Source organism: Roseivirga sp. E12 (genome assembly GCF_017592825.1).
Taxonomy (GTDB): domain Bacteria; phylum Bacteroidota; class Bacteroidia; order Cytophagales; family Cyclobacteriaceae; genus Roseivirga.
Genome location: NZ_JAGFMD010000001.1, coordinates 372,115 through 386,048, shown reverse-complemented (window position 1 = coordinate 386,048; position 13,934 = coordinate 372,115). Strand labels below are relative to the sequence as shown.

Here is a 13,934-nt window from a genome sequence, read left to right as displayed (position 1 = left end):
TTAATAGTGCATGATTAAGCGGTTCGCTCTAACCCTGCTATTAAGTCTTGTCATTTCACCAATCCATTCCTTCGCTCAGAATGCGAACATGATAGATGACCTGCTTTCTGACTACAAAAGTGTTATCAGAAACCAGAGACAGGAAGGATTACAAATTGACTACAAAGCATACATCAATTCTCTTTTCAATATTTCAGACATTGAAGAGCAAAAGACTCGTTTTCAAAGTATTGACAAGGGATTAAAGTCAATTGACACTACCAGTTTATCGCAGACACAACTGTTTGATTATAGGTTTCTGAACTTTGAAGTATCCGTTCAGCTTGAAAAAATCAGGCTAATTGAACTGACTAAAGGGATTGAGCTTAGAAATCAGGATAAGGTATTTGACTACAGTCATGGTTATGAATGGTACGAATATCTGATTAAAAAATGGACAGGCACAACCCTAACTATAGAGCAAATCTATAATCTGGGTTTGACTGAAGTAGACCGAGTCAAGGCTGAAATCAGCGCCCTGAACCTGAAACAAGCTGCACCCAAATCAAATTTCACCAACAATGAATCAGCCATAGAAAAACTGATCGCAAGGAGACTCCAAAAGGTTGAAAATCAGTTTGACAAGCTACTTCCAAGATTCTCAAGGATGCCTTCGTTAAGTGTATCAAAAGGAAGGAACAGAGCTTTGGCGCAAACACCCGCTTACTATTCTAACAACACCTTCTACTACAACCTTTTTGACAAACCTTTCAACCTCTCAGATATCGACTTCCTGCTTATCCATGAAGGTATTCCAGGGCATCATTACCAAAGAAACTATCACCAGCAACTGGATATCCCCGAGCATGTAGCACTGTCCTCTTCTATGGGCTTTGTGGAAGGTTGGGCCGCTTATACTGAAAACTTAGGCTGGGAACTCGGACTATATGAAACACCCTATGAAGAGCTCAGTAAATGGAATTGGGACCTGATACGCTCAGCTCGAGTAGTAATGGATGTAGGCTTAAATTACCATGGCTGGTCCGATGACAAGGCGCTTTCCTTTTGGAAAGAACATATTAAAGATCAAGATGACATAGCGCTTAGAGAGATCAATAGAATGAAGAGATGGCCAGCTCAAGTGCTTACCTATAAGCTGGGAGATGTTGAAATAAGGAGGGCACTTGATTTAGTCAGAGCAAGCCAGCTCAGCAACTTCGATTATTTGAAGTTTCACACCCACCTTCTGTCCAAAGGACCAATTCCGGTTCATTTAATTTCTATCTTAATGAAGGATATCATATGAAAAAGTACTTCGTCATAACCTTAATATTTCTTTCACTGGCTCATATAGAAGCTCAAGAAGCGAAAGTGGTGAAAGACCTGTCCTATTACTCTGAAGAGTCATTAGATGCAGAAAAGCAAATGCTTGATTTGTATTTATCCGCTGAGAAGGACGCGCCTATCCTACTTTGGATTCATGGCGGTGCTTGGGCCTTTGGTGACAAGAAGGATGAGGCATCTTTGGCAAAGCTATTGTCCAATCAGGGTATTTCAGTTGCAGTAATCAACTACCGTTTAAGTCCGGCCATTTGGGCAGATCCAAAGTTCAATACAGGAATCAGGCACCCAGAACATATAAAGGATGTTGCAAGTGCATTCAAGTGGGTATATGACAATGCAGGAAAGTACAATTTTGATAAGAATCGAATCTTTGTTTCTGGTTACTCATCAGGAGGACATCTATCTGCCTTATTGGCCACCGATCCAAAATACTTAGAAGTTGAGGGACTAGGTCTTGATAATATCAAAGGAGTAATTCCCATTGCCGGAGCATATGACATACCGGCCTATTACGATACACATTTAAAGTTTAATGGTATCGACTTAGCCGAGAACCATGTCAAAGGTGTATTTGGTGATACACGAGAAGAACTTTACGAAGCTTCTCCCACCACACACCTCAAAAATCTCAAAACACCAATGCTATTGATTTCAGAAAGTCAAAGCTATCAGTATACCAGAATACTAGAGGAAGCGATGAAAAAGATGTCTGGAATTGACTTTGAAGTATTGCATGCGCATGAGTTCAATCACAAGGAATTCTATCAGCATTTGTCAAGTACCGTCCCAAACAAATACCAACGAGCCATTATCGAGTTCATTAATGGAAAATCGCTCTCAAAACTCAAGTAATCACATGGTGGTTATCAGGTGAATTGTTAAATTAAAGCTCAACCTTATTAAACATGAGTTCGACATCTAACAACGCCTCTCGAAGAAAATTCCTCAAAAACCTCGGCTTTGCCGGAGCTGCATTCTCAATAGTACCCCGTCATGTACTAGGCAAGGGTTTTACTGCTCCTTCCGACACCCTGTACCTAGGTGGGATCGGAGCTGGAGGTAAGGGCTATTCTGACTTGGCCGAATGTGCCAAGAGTGCAAGTGTGAAAATCGTCTCCATATGCGATGTTGATGACAGGCAGTCCGTCCGTGCCAGAAGGGATCACAAGGATGCCAAATATTACAAGGATTACCGTGAAATGCTGGATAAAGAAACTGGGCTCGATGCGGTTACCATATCTACACCAGACCACATGCACGCTATTCAAGCCATGAATGCGATGGAACGTGGAAAGCATGTTTATGTTCAAAAGCCTCTTACACACGATATTGCCGAGGCAAGACAGTTGACGGAGGCGGCTGAAAAATATAAAGTGGTCACCCAAATGGGTAATCAAGGAGCTTCAGGAGATGGAGTTCGGAAGATGAAAGAATATTATGATGCCGGATTGATTGGCGAAGTCCAAAGCGTACAGTGTTGGACAAACCGAGCCATTTGGCCAATGGCCCTTGAAACCCCTACCGTTAAAGACCCTACTCCAAAGGAATTGGATTGGGATTTATGGTTAGGAACTGCCGAAAAGCGAGATTATAACGATGCTTATTTACCCTTCGACTGGAGAGGTTGGTCAGACTTCGGGACAGGCGCATTAGGAGATATGGCTTGCCATATTATGGACCCAGTCTACAGAATTCTGCCAATACTATACCCTGATCGTGTAGAATGCAGCGTGGCAGACGCATTCAAAGCCAATTTTGAGACAAAAAGTTATCCTAAGAGTTTCCCTACTGCCAGTAAGATTCACCTAAGGTATCCAAGAACAGATGGCAATGGCACTATTAAAGTCTCGTGGATGGATGGTGGTCTCATGCCAGAAAGACCTGAAGAGTTAGGCGATGATGAAGCCTTTGGAAATTGGGATGGTGGTGTGCTCTTTATCGGTACTAAAGGAAAACTTCTGGCCGATTGTTATGGCGCAAACCCAAGGTTGCTGCCGTTGTCACTAAATGAGCAAGTCTCAGTCAAAGAGACTGTCGCGAGAGTTCCAGAAGGGCACTATCTGCAATGGGTGAATGCATGTATTGCAGGGTATGGAAATGCCTATACAAGTTCCTCCTTCGACTATGCAGGTCCATTTACGGAAAGTCTGCTTATCGGAAACCTTGCCTTGAAAGCCTATTTTGAAGTAGATCCAAAAGCGAAAAATCAAGGCTTCTGGGGGGGCACAAAATACCATGGTAGAAAGCGCTTGCACTGGGATGCCGCGAATATGAAGGTAACCAACTTTGATGAAGCCAATAAGTACGTTAAAAGAGAGTATCGTACTGGTTGGTAAATTTGAAATCATCCACTGTGATTAAGCGAATTTTTATTGAATAAAAAGACCTTCAAATGATCTTCTCATTTGTCAACAGTGATAGGACAATTAGCGGTTTAATAACTTTCTGTAATAATTTTTAATGTCATTATGGAACTGATCGTATCCCCCAGGATATTCTTTTTCTAAAACCCTTATTGAGTCTGCCTCCTTAGCAACCCAGTTGATAATTGAGACGAACATGTCAACATCTTTAAAATACAGGAAGTTGATAATTGACCATGCAATGTCGTATTCATTTCTCCTACTCTTTTCCCAATCCTCATAAGATTTATCGAAGAATTTCTTCAGGTTACTTTTGGACTTAATTACACCATATGCATCTCTCACTCTAAAAGGGCTAATCCTCCCTGAAGTACCATCACTCGTAAAAATGATTGCACCAAAAAATTCGGCCAACCCTTCATTCAACCATACTGGAGGCCTGGCTACTTTTTTACTCAATAGAGCATGACTCAATTCATGGGAATAGACACTCAAAAAGCGATCAGAACCATTTTCTTTAAAAACAACCAATTCATCGGTTCTAGGATTAAAATATCCAGCGAGACTATGAGCGTTGTTAATCCCGACATTGTCTTTTGAATAGCCAACAAAATCCGACTGCCGCCCAAAAAATCTAGCCTTTATATTACCTGATATTGAGTCACCGAATAGCTCGTTATAAAAATCAATTTGAAACCTCAAACTCTCACTTATATGAGTTCGTTCTTCATTATTCAGTTTCGTCTTGTAAAGTGCTATTTCCAGTTGTTGACCAAAAGTGAAATGGCCCAACGCAGATAATACAAAGACTAAAAGCACTTTCGATACAATATGGCCTTCGTTTAGAGTTTTACAGTCAATCATCAAGGTCCTAATCTAATAAGATTCAAAAATAAAAATTACTAATTCTGGCCAATCAAAAAATTATCTATTTAGGACCTACTACTTCCCGTTGGTGCAAAAACAGAAAGCACATTGGTGACTTTTTTCTATCTTCCACTTCATTCAACCTTAAACCATGAAAAAGCTTATCACTCTTTCATTGATGCTTTTTGTATCAGTGACTTTTGCGCAAGAAGTACGACAACTCAATCCACATAGTTGGCCAGAATCAGATAAAGACACTACCTACTACACTGTCGGTGGTGAACGCCATGGTGTTAGCTTTTTCAATCAATTTCAGCATGCTGAAGTGGAATACACTCCTGGTGCGACCCTTAATTTTGACAAGTATCACACGGTAGATGTCATGTACCATTGGTACAAAAAATGGGCAGAGCAATACCCAGATATTGTGGACTTGTATCAGGTAGCTACCAGTTACGAAGGTCGTCCCATCCTACAGATGACTCTCACAAATAAGAAAACCGGTAAAGACACTGACAAGCCTGCCGCTTACTTTGAAGGGGGGCGTCATAGTGGAGAAATTACTGCAAGTGAATCTATTCTTTGGTTAACGCAACATCTATTGACCAACTATGGAAAGGACAAGGCCATTACCGACCTGATCGATACCAAGGCTATTTATTTACGACCCCAGAATAACCCTGATGGTAGTAACCTCTATTTGCACACAGCCCAGCGTAACCGAAGCACAGTTAGACCTCATGACAATGACCGCGATGGCCTATTGGACGAAGATGATGAGGAAGATCTTGATGGAGATGGCATTATGTATCAGATCCGTAGAAAGGCTAAGGAAGGAGAAAAAGGAACACATATCATCGATCCTCGTGACCCAAAAGGACGTTTGATGAAACGTGTTCAAGAGGGTGGAAATTACTTTGTCTATTCTGAAGGAATAGACAATGATGGTGACGGTCGATTTAATGAAGATGGTATAGGCGGACTTGATTTACACCGAAACTATCCTGAAAACTGGAGACCTGATACAGGACTCGATGAAACCGGCAGAGGCTATACCCAATATGGTGCGGGCGCCTACCCTACCTCTGAGCCCGAGTCTCGATCTATTGTTCTATGGATGCTGACTCACCCTAATATCTCCGTAGCAAACTCGATGGACACAAGAGTTCCCATGCATTTGCGCCCACCATCAACTTCTAAGAGTACAGACAGAATGTACCCTGAAGATTTAGACTTGTATGAGAAATATGACAGTATCGGCTTAAGTATCACAGGCTATCCTTGGGCTGGTGATGTCTATGAAACTTATGCCACACGATACAAAGTAAATCGCACAACAGGCGATCCATTGAAGCCAAGCCCACTATTTGGACATGGTCCGGACTTCGGTTACTTCTACTACGGTGCTATTTGGTATGGTGATGAATTGTGGAATAATGGTGCCATGAAGGATTACGACAACGATGGCATTTATGACAACTATGATGGTCTACGGTGGGATGATGAGGAGAATGAAGGAAGAGGGTTTAGAGAATGGGAACCATTTACTCACCCTACATTAGGCGAGGTTGAAATAGGCGGATTTCACCCTAAGTTCTTCAGTCAGAACGGCCCTCCTTGGCAATTGGAGAATTGGGCTAAGAAACAAGCACTCTTCAACCTGGCCATGGCTTTAGAGCTTCCACAGATTACACTTGATGGTGTAGATGTTCAGAAGAAGAATCGAAACACATATACTGTTAAGGTGAGTTTTACGAATACAGGTCAGTTACCCACAGCCTTAAGACAAGCTCAGCTGGTGAAGATTGTGAGAGAGGACAGGGTACAACTACAGTTTGCTAGTGACCTGACCAAAGGCGGAAAAGATGCGCAAGTGCAAGTGCTAACACCTACCCTTTTCGATAAAACACAATACATGGACCGCACGCTACCTGGACAAACGCAAGTGGCTACATTCGAGATCAAATTGAACAAAATAGACGGGGCCAAAGCCAAGCTGAAGATTTTATCTACCCGAGGTGGATATATTGAGCAAGAAGTAGTCATTGGTAACCCAAAGGAAGACAAATAAGCATTTACAATAGATTGATAAGCCCGTACTCCATGAGTATGGGCTTTTTTATGTGCTTCTAACTAATCATCAGAGTAGTCATCACCGTAATACTTGCTTGTAATTCGGGTATGGAAAGTTTCGGCTTTTATAGGTTCATATTTGGGTGTTCCGCAGCAGGGAAGAACTTCCAGTACCTCTTCCTCCCACACGTAAACAGCCATAGGCACACTAATTCGTGGTTTTTGATATAATCCCTTGGAAGTTGGTTTAGATACACGATGCGTTGTCGAAGGCAATCTGTCATTCGTGATTCTTTGCATATAATCACCCGTATTAAGAATTATACTTCCTTTAGGCGGATTCAGACGGATCCACTTCATGTTCTTACGATTCAACACCTGTAGGCCTTCAACTGCTGAGGAAGGAAGGATCGTGAATAAATCGACATCTTCATGCCCCAACATTCTTCCCGCACCTGAAGCATCATCTTCATGAGTTACAGGCGGATAGTAGTTGAGTCTAAAGCCAAAATTGGTGTTTGTAAGTTTCTCGTCATAAGCGTGCGGATCGCAGCCCAAATAGCTCAAAATACTCTGCATGATCGGCAAAATCAGTCTTTCATGCTCCAAGCAAAGCGACCTAAAGAATGGTTCGTAACTCGGCTTAGGCCAAAAGTCAGACACTTTATAATTTGGATTCCTATTACCTGGAATATCAAAGGCACGCCTGCAAAAAACCCACCCTTCTACAAGGTCTGGATGGATAATCGTTGTTTCCTTAATTGGAAAGTAGCCTTGGTTTACCGAACCATGTCTCTGAGCCTCAAACGGCATGCGTTCTTCCAGGCTAAGGTCTTCAAATATTTCTCTGGTCTTTTCTTCAGCTTCATCATACAGACTTGTATCAACTCCGTGCCCAGTTAGAACCACAAAGCCTATCCCCTCCATTGCTCTACCTAGTTTTTCAGCAAAAGCCTTTTTTCCTGCTTCACCACCTTCAAAAAACTCAGTCAAGTCACAGGTTTCAATCACATAATCATTGTCAAACTGGTCCTCAGATTCATTTTCTGCCAAGTTATAGGTCTGATCTTTTTCTACTTGCTCGTACTTTTTGAACTCTTGATTGACGGCTTCAATTCCGTGCTCTTTTGAAGGTTTACTCATGAGAATATGGATGAATAGATGTAACTAACTAGTATAAATAACAATATGGCAGGAATTACCCATTTGATCAACAAGAAGTAGATGGAGGGTATTTTTCCCTCTGATTTCTCACCAAAGACCTGTAAAAGAGCCTTTCTTCTTTTCACAAACCAGGCTAGGCCAATAATAGAAATCACACTACCGAAAGTTTGCATTCCTGAACCAAAGATTAGGTCCAGATGCCCAATTAATGCGGGGTTGAGTGCGCTCGGTATGATTAGTACAGCTTCAATGATACCCAGTAACCAAATGATTTGGTTTTTGGACATTTTAACTTTACGTTGTTCCCGTAAGGCATTGGCGAATACTTCTAATGCAGCAATATTCGACAGGAAGGCGATGCCTGTCAATGCTAGCAAGAAGAGACTGCCTGACCATCTACCCATAGGCATTTGACTAAACAACTCGGGAAGGGTGTTGAAGAGTAGACTAGGCCCAGATGTCATATCTAGATTAAAAACCAGGATAGCCGGTATAATAAACAAAGAGGCAAGAATAGCCGCTCCCATGTCTCCTATTCCTGTAGAGATGGCTACGCTCACAATGTCTTGATCCTTTTTCATATAGCTACCATATAAGAGCAGAAAGGTTCCTCCCAAACCCAAGGAAAAAAAGGTTTGTCCCAGACCTGCAAAGACTACATCTATGGTAATAGCCGAAATATCAGGCATCATAAAAACGCGAAGTTTTTCTCCTACCCCATCTAAATTGAGTGTTTGAAAAGTCAGGTAAACAATTACAACCAGAAAGAAAGGTACCAGCACTTTACTGACACGTTCGATGCCCCGTTTCAAACCTAAACGGATGACGATCAAACTCAGGAGGAGAATTACGAAGGTAATTGCTAGCTGAAGGACTCCATTGCCAAGTTGCTCTTGATAAAAGACGTTAGTCTCTGGAGAGAAGCCTTCAGCAACGGAGAAGTAGGTGCTGAATGCGACATTACCAATGACCACTAGATAGTAAGAATCTGCGACAAGAACAGTCAGTAAGAGCAAGTAACCAATCCACTTCCCTATTCGGCCACCAAAGATGCCTGAGAATGTTCCTAACGGGCCTTTCCTTGTTTCTCTACCCAAAGCTAACTCACTGACCAAAGCCGGTACAGCAAACAGAAGCGTGAATATCAGATAGATAAATAAGAAGGCGCTTCCGCCATTTTGACCCATCATATATGGAAAACGCCAAACGTTGCCAAGGCCAACGGATACACCCACCATAGTGAGAATGGCTGCTAATTTAGAAGTAAAACGGGGCGTATTATTCAAAGAGAAGGCGTTGAGCTTGACTGATCATATGATCTAATTTAGTCAAAACACAACGCCTAAAACAGTCTAATCTGAAATCGTATTATACATGAATATTATTTAATATGTTAATATTTTATATTTATTATTTATTCATATTTACATATCTATAATTATTTATTATTTCATGTATCAAAATACTCTCGAAATATTGAATCCAAAATGAATATCCCCGTTAAAGAAATCTCCATTCGTCTCTGTAATAAACGCCCTTTCTGCCATTGATCGGGCATTTGTAAAGTTAATATGGAATACGTGCCCTCCGGTCTCTATCTCAATCCCTACTCCTAGCGCATCCTTGAAATTGCTATTCAACTCGTCCGTGAGTCTGTAGAAGTACTCTGCATTTAAAGCAATCCGTGAAGACAACTTCATTCTTCCTCCAAAGCCCAGCGCTATAATATCATTCTCCTGATTCTCTAAAACCTTGTTCCTATGTACAAAAGTTGGTGATAATTGAACGGAAAACTTATCGTTCAATTTTCTTGCGATGAGAATCTGTTGTGTGTAAGAGACTTTAGACGCGAAGTCATCATCCGCAAAGTCGAAATTATCGGCTGTTCTAATAGCGATACTACTTAATCCCGTTATGGTAAAGGGGCTATTCACTTTACCAGTAGATTGCTTCATGAGGTTATACTTTATGAACCCGTCATAAACCTTTTCAAGTGAGTTTCTACCAATTCCAGCAGTTATATTATCAGTCAGCCCATATTCCAATGAGAATCGAACATTAGCCGCATCGAGGCCAAAGAACTCTTTAATTCCACTGTTTATTCTTCCAAACCTATGCGAAATAAGGAATTCAAGTTCTGCCGTCTTTCTGGTTACCACCGTATGACCGTTAATCAGTCGTTGACCTTTGAAGGTAGCTGTGGCAAAGTTGGTCTCCTCCCCTTGCTCTTCATTCAACAAATCCAACAAATCATTCTGCGCCCTAAGGCTCAAACTGGCTAAACATAATAGTGTTAAAAATATGCTTATTCTTTTCATACGAGTTTACTTATAAGGTTCAAATTCAAAAGTGGCCGTTACCTCTACCTCATCAGCGATGTTTCTTACCACCACCTTAGGAATCTTGATTTCATGATCTTTTACTTTAACCTTAAAGACAAGATCACCAGACAACTTCCCTCCTGAAACTTTCAAGGTAGCTTTGGTATTTAAAGGTTTAGTAACTCCGTGTACCGAGAGATCACCCTTAACGTCCACCACATAAGTTCCATCAATCATGGCCTTCAGTTCTTGAGGAACTTCAAAAGTACCTTTGAAAGTAGACTTCGGATGTTTATCAGACTCCATGTAGTTCTCGTTGAAGTGCTCTTGCATTAGCTTCTTTTCGAACTCAAAGGCTTTAATTAACATATCCACTGCCACTTGACCTTTTGCCAAGTCCACAATACTCAGCACTTTATTGTTATGCGCTTCAATATCTTCGAGTGGAGCATGTGAGAAAAATTTGATATGACCTGTTCTAGTTAGGTATCTGTCTTGCCCCTGTACCACCAATGTGGTCAGTAGTAAAGCCAGTGTAAAAAGTGTTTTTATAGTTTTCATTGTCTTAGATTTCAATTACTAGTTCGTTTCTATGATTATAGAGCGGTTAAGCAGTACATCCAGCAACATGCCAATGCACTCCGCTTTTATTGTTACTGTTGAGTTTGCGTTTATTTTGGACAACTCGTCTTCATCTATGTCAGACTCCAGAGTACACTTGATTACTCCAAAGCCTTCCGTCTTTAGACTAATCACCGGTTTACTGCCTTCCATTACCTCGACATTGTCTACCTCTCCAGTCACTTGAACAATTTTGTTTAAGTACTTAGTATTAGCGGTGGCTTCGTTGCTGTCAAACTCATTATAGAAGGCTACTGCTTCCACCTGATAGTCAACATCCAACTTCCTCATGGAAGGTGCTGTCTTTAAAAAATTGGCCCAAACAAAGTATGCTGCGATAGCACCGATGATTGCCGCTGCGATTAAAAGTTTCTTCTTTTTCATGATTTCTTAGTTTCCTGGTGCTCCATCGTTGACCCAGCATACAATGTTGGCAATCTCTTCATTGGATAGTGATCTACCGCTTGATGACGGAGGCATTGTTCTAGAGCTTGTTCTTGACTGAATTCTAGAAGCTCTTCCAATAATGGTAGCGTCATTTCTGAAGTCAGGCGAAATACTACCATTATGGCATCCTGAGACCGCACAATTTGTCTGTACTAAGGATCTGATTGATGCAAAAACCACTGTAGAGCCTACCTGAGCTTGTAGCTCAACCTCACATCCATTAGCGTCTCTTACGGTTACCATATAGGAGCCCGGAGCAATTCCAGTGAAGTTATCAGAGGCCTGGAAAGTACCATCATCTAACTTATACTCGTAAGGCTGAACACCATCAGTAGCAGTAAGCTGTATCGTTCCCCCTGGGACATTACAATCGCTCTCAGTGGTAGCCACAGTTGCATTGACACCATCTTGGTTTCTTACCTGTAGCTGTATTTCTGCTGTACAACCTAAGTCGCTATCTGTCGCAACAACAGTATATACCCCTGCGGCTAGATTTTCAAAAACTGGTGAGGTCTGGCTTCCTGCAGAAGCTATTTGATACGTATAATTACCAGAACCTCCGGTTGCTGCAACTGTAAATCCTCCATCACTTTGACCGCAATTAGAAGCTACTTCGCTAGTCGCCTCTATGGTTAGGACATTCGTACAATCCGTTGTGTCTGGAAGTGGTTCTTTTTCTGATGTACACGCCCAAGTCGAAAAAATTATCAAGGACAAAATCAGAATTGATTTGATCTGTTTCATTAATAGAGAGTTTTTATTGGTCATTAGCCTTTACAGATCTCAGTTTAAAAAGGCTGCGTGTATTATTCAACAACCTTCAATGAGTATCTATTTGTGTTATTTGAACACAAAATTATGCTCAGTTGAGACACGCGACTAGCACTAATCCGGTGAATACATGAACATATCCGACAACCATTTGGCAGAAAACTTCTATCTCAGCAACTCCGAAGGGCTTGTTCCAAACTCCCTTTTGAAGATTTTGGAGAAATAAGAGGGGTTAGAGAATCCTGATCTGAATGCTATTTCAGAGACATTTAGGGTATTAGCAAAAAGTAGTTCTTTTGCCCGGTGCAATCGAACTGATGAGATCAATTGATTTGGTGATTTGTTGGTAATGGCTTTAAGTTTTCTTTGCACTTGACGTTCGCTTACGCCAATTTCTCTGCAAAGCATTTCTACGCCAAAGAACTCATCGCTTAAGTTCTTTTCTATCACTTGCAAGACGTTTTCGAGAAATGAATCATTCTTGAGGGGTGTACGCTGATTGCTATCGAAGGTCTCACGCTCTGCTTCGAAGTGATCTGTTACTTTGAATAACGAAAGCAGATCTCCAGTAGTAGGCTCTGTAATAGTCTTATGCTCCAATAGGTTGAGTCCTGCTCCCGACAACAGAAATTTAACAGGTTTCGTTACTAAAATCTGGTTCGGCTCACTGGGTCTTAAAATAGCATCAATCAGTGATTGCGTCTGATCATTGATGAAATGAACCTCATCAGATGGGCTCTCTTTAATGTGAATTCCAATAGAAAGCTGATAATTTAAACGATGCAAGGTCTCAATCAGGTCTAGGCCACAGTGCGCTGCTTTACTAGGTCCTTCAAAAATAGCCGTGAACGTTTCTCGGTTATACTGTACAATTTGTCCCCTGTACTGGATAACAAGGCTTCTGATGCTTTCTTGGGGGTTCGTACTGGCTCTCGTAGAAGGTATGATCTTAGCTGCCAACAAGGTAAAGAGTCGTTCTTCATAAACTGCTTCTGACTTAACGTTAGTAATAAATGCCTTCATTTCATCCAATACCGAAGAGGTATCACCTACCCAAAATAAATGATCACTCCCCTCCAATTCAACGAATTTGGCACCCTTGATACGATCAGCAATAAATCGACCTTCCTCTATCTTAACATCGATATCATGCTTTCGCTGCATGATTAAAGTGGGGACCTTAATAGAGCCTAAGATATTAATGATATCAACCTCAGTATTCATTTTGGTCAACACCATTGCGGCACTAGGGCTAGCTCCTGAACGAAAATAGTTAGCCAACCAGTCCATAAAGATGTCATCATTGGCTTTGGTGGGCGCTAGAGATTCTAGGTTCATTTTACCACTACCCCAGCTATTTTCGATCATATCATAAACAGCTTGGCGCTCTTCATCAGTAGGTGCCCAAGGGTATTCTGGAGCAAACCTGCGTTTTGCAAAAATGCCGAACGATATCAAGGAGATCACTCGATTAGGGTAAGTCGCTGCAAATAAAGCTGATACACACCCTCCTTCTGAATGACCGAATAGAACGGCTTTCTCAGAACCGATGTCGTCCATAACTGCACGTATGTCATCCATTCTTTCTTCTAGAGTAGACAATTCAACCACTCTGTCGGAAAGGCCAGTCCCTCGTTTATCAAAAAGAACAACTCGGCAGATCTTCCCCAGCTCTTGTAAGAAATTAACTAACTCTGGACAAGCCCACATCCAATCAATATTCGACACCCATCCTGGTATATACACTAGGTCTATTGGGCCAGAGCCAAAAACTTGATAGGCAATATTGATCCGGCCGCTTTTAGTATACTTAGTATTGGGTTTTACGGACATGCAGAACTCACTTATAGAATCATATATAAATTGTTCAAAAAAACGTTATTCGCAAAACGTAAGAAATGATGTTTTAGGTAATCTATAAGGCAATAAAAGCTCTGTTACACAACATGCTTTCTCCTATTGTAGTTATTCAATCCAATAAATG

At 41.3% G+C, this 13,934-nt stretch carries 12 protein-coding genes; 4 read left to right on the top strand and 8 right to left on the bottom strand.

Annotation, left to right across the window (positions count from 1 at the left end; genetic code table 11):
• Nucleotides 1-10: 10 nt before the first annotated feature.
• Genes J4E76_RS01710 through J4E76_RS01700 form a run of 3 tightly spaced genes read left to right on the top strand, consistent with a single transcriptional unit; the run spans nt 11 to nt 3,659 of the window.
• Nucleotides 11-1,285 (top strand): DUF885 domain-containing protein, encoded by a 1,275-nt coding sequence (locus J4E76_RS01710; RefSeq protein WP_208500791.1) that lies wholly within the window; start codon nt 11-13, stop codon nt 1,283-1,285.
• Complete coding sequence (locus tag J4E76_RS01705; RefSeq protein ID WP_208500790.1) at nt 1,282-2,175, top strand: alpha/beta hydrolase; 894 nt, start codon at nt 1,282-1,284, stop codon at nt 2,173-2,175. Before J4E76_RS01710 ends, J4E76_RS01705 begins: the two co-directional genes overlap by 4 nt.
• A gap of 53 nt (nt 2,176-2,228) precedes the next feature.
• The gene (locus J4E76_RS01700) at nt 2,229-3,659 is read left to right on the top strand and encodes a Gfo/Idh/MocA family protein (RefSeq protein WP_208500789.1); all 1,431 of its coding nucleotides are present in this window, start codon (nt 2,229-2,231) and stop codon (nt 3,657-3,659) included.
• A gap of 90 nt (nt 3,660-3,749) precedes the next feature.
• Here J4E76_RS01700 and J4E76_RS01695 read toward each other — a convergent pair whose 3' ends face one another.
• A complete protein-coding gene (locus J4E76_RS01695; protein WP_208500788.1) occupies nt 3,750-4,550 on the bottom strand; it encodes a DUF1570 domain-containing protein in 801 nt (266 codons plus the stop codon).
• Nucleotides 4,551-4,704: 154 nt separating this feature from the next.
• Here J4E76_RS01695 and J4E76_RS01690 point away from each other — a divergent pair, with 154 nt between their 5' ends.
• Nucleotides 4,705-6,624 (top strand): M14 family metallopeptidase, encoded by a 1,920-nt coding sequence (locus J4E76_RS01690; protein WP_208500786.1) that lies wholly within the window; start codon nt 4,705-4,707, stop codon nt 6,622-6,624.
• Nucleotides 6,625-6,686: 62 nt separating this feature from the next.
• On the opposite strand, the gene J4E76_RS01685 is transcribed toward J4E76_RS01690, so the two are convergent.
• From J4E76_RS01685 to J4E76_RS01655, 7 genes are all read right to left on the bottom strand, one after another.
• Nucleotides 6,687-7,769 carry an isopenicillin N synthase family oxygenase gene (locus tag J4E76_RS01685; RefSeq protein WP_208500784.1) on the bottom strand — a complete coding sequence of 361 codons (1,083 nt, stop codon included), beginning with the start codon at nt 7,767-7,769 and terminating at the stop codon, nt 6,687-6,689.
• Entirely contained in the window at nt 7,766-9,076 is a 1,311-nt protein-coding gene (locus tag J4E76_RS01680; RefSeq protein ID WP_208500782.1) for a sodium-dependent transporter, read from the bottom strand. The genes J4E76_RS01685 and J4E76_RS01680 overlap by 4 nt, the downstream gene beginning before the upstream one ends.
• Before the next feature lie 171 nt (nt 9,077-9,247).
• Nucleotides 9,248-10,108, bottom strand: a complete 861-nt coding sequence (locus J4E76_RS01675) for a DUF5777 family beta-barrel protein (protein ID WP_208500780.1) — start codon at nt 10,106-10,108, stop codon at nt 9,248-9,250.
• Between the two features lie 6 nt (nt 10,109-10,114).
• Nucleotides 10,115-10,672, bottom strand: a complete 558-nt coding sequence (locus J4E76_RS01670; RefSeq protein WP_208500778.1) for a YceI family protein — start codon at nt 10,670-10,672, stop codon at nt 10,115-10,117.
• A gap of 18 nt (nt 10,673-10,690) precedes the next feature.
• On the bottom strand, nt 10,691-11,116 hold the full coding sequence (locus J4E76_RS01665) for a hypothetical protein (RefSeq protein WP_208500776.1): 426 nt from the start codon (nt 11,114-11,116) through the stop codon (nt 10,691-10,693).
• Between the two features lie 6 nt (nt 11,117-11,122).
• Nucleotides 11,123-11,923: a hypothetical protein gene (locus J4E76_RS01660; RefSeq protein ID WP_208500774.1), complete on the bottom strand. Its 801-nt coding sequence runs from the start codon at nt 11,921-11,923 to the stop codon at nt 11,123-11,125.
• A 192-nt stretch (nt 11,924-12,115) separates the two neighbouring features.
• On the bottom strand, nt 12,116-13,783 hold the full coding sequence (locus J4E76_RS01655) for an alpha/beta fold hydrolase (protein WP_208500773.1): 1,668 nt from the start codon (nt 13,781-13,783) through the stop codon (nt 12,116-12,118).
• Nucleotides 13,784-13,934 lie beyond the last annotated feature (151 nt).

What these genes read in the sequence shown, in the direction of transcription:
- J4E76_RS01710 (WP_208500791.1), top strand. Translation starts at nt 11, where the DNA reads ATGATTAAGCGGTTCGCTCTAACCCTGCTATTAAGTCTTGTCATTTCA.
- J4E76_RS01705 (WP_208500790.1), top strand. Translation starts at nt 1,282, where the DNA reads ATGAAAAAGTACTTCGTCATAACCTTAATATTTCTTTCACTGGCTCAT.
- J4E76_RS01700 (WP_208500789.1), top strand. Translation starts at nt 2,229, where the DNA reads ATGAGTTCGACATCTAACAACGCCTCTCGAAGAAAATTCCTCAAAAAC.
- J4E76_RS01695 (WP_208500788.1), bottom strand. Translation starts at nt 4,550, where the DNA reads ATGATTGACTGTAAAACTCTAAACGAAGGCCATATTGTATCGAAAGTG.
- J4E76_RS01690 (WP_208500786.1), top strand. Translation starts at nt 4,705, where the DNA reads ATGAAAAAGCTTATCACTCTTTCATTGATGCTTTTTGTATCAGTGACT.
- J4E76_RS01685 (WP_208500784.1), bottom strand. Translation starts at nt 7,769, where the DNA reads ATGAGTAAACCTTCAAAAGAGCACGGAATTGAAGCCGTCAATCAAGAG.
- J4E76_RS01675 (WP_208500780.1), bottom strand. Translation starts at nt 10,108, where the DNA reads ATGAAAAGAATAAGCATATTTTTAACACTATTATGTTTAGCCAGTTTG.
- J4E76_RS01670 (WP_208500778.1), bottom strand. Translation starts at nt 10,672, where the DNA reads ATGAAAACTATAAAAACACTTTTTACACTGGCTTTACTACTGACCACA.
- J4E76_RS01665 (WP_208500776.1), bottom strand. Translation starts at nt 11,116, where the DNA reads ATGAAAAAGAAGAAACTTTTAATCGCAGCGGCAATCATCGGTGCTATC.
- J4E76_RS01660 (WP_208500774.1), bottom strand. Translation starts at nt 11,923, where the DNA reads ATGAAACAGATCAAATCAATTCTGATTTTGTCCTTGATAATTTTTTCG.
- J4E76_RS01655 (WP_208500773.1), bottom strand. Translation starts at nt 13,783, where the DNA reads ATGTCCGTAAAACCCAATACTAAGTATACTAAAAGCGGCCGGATCAAT.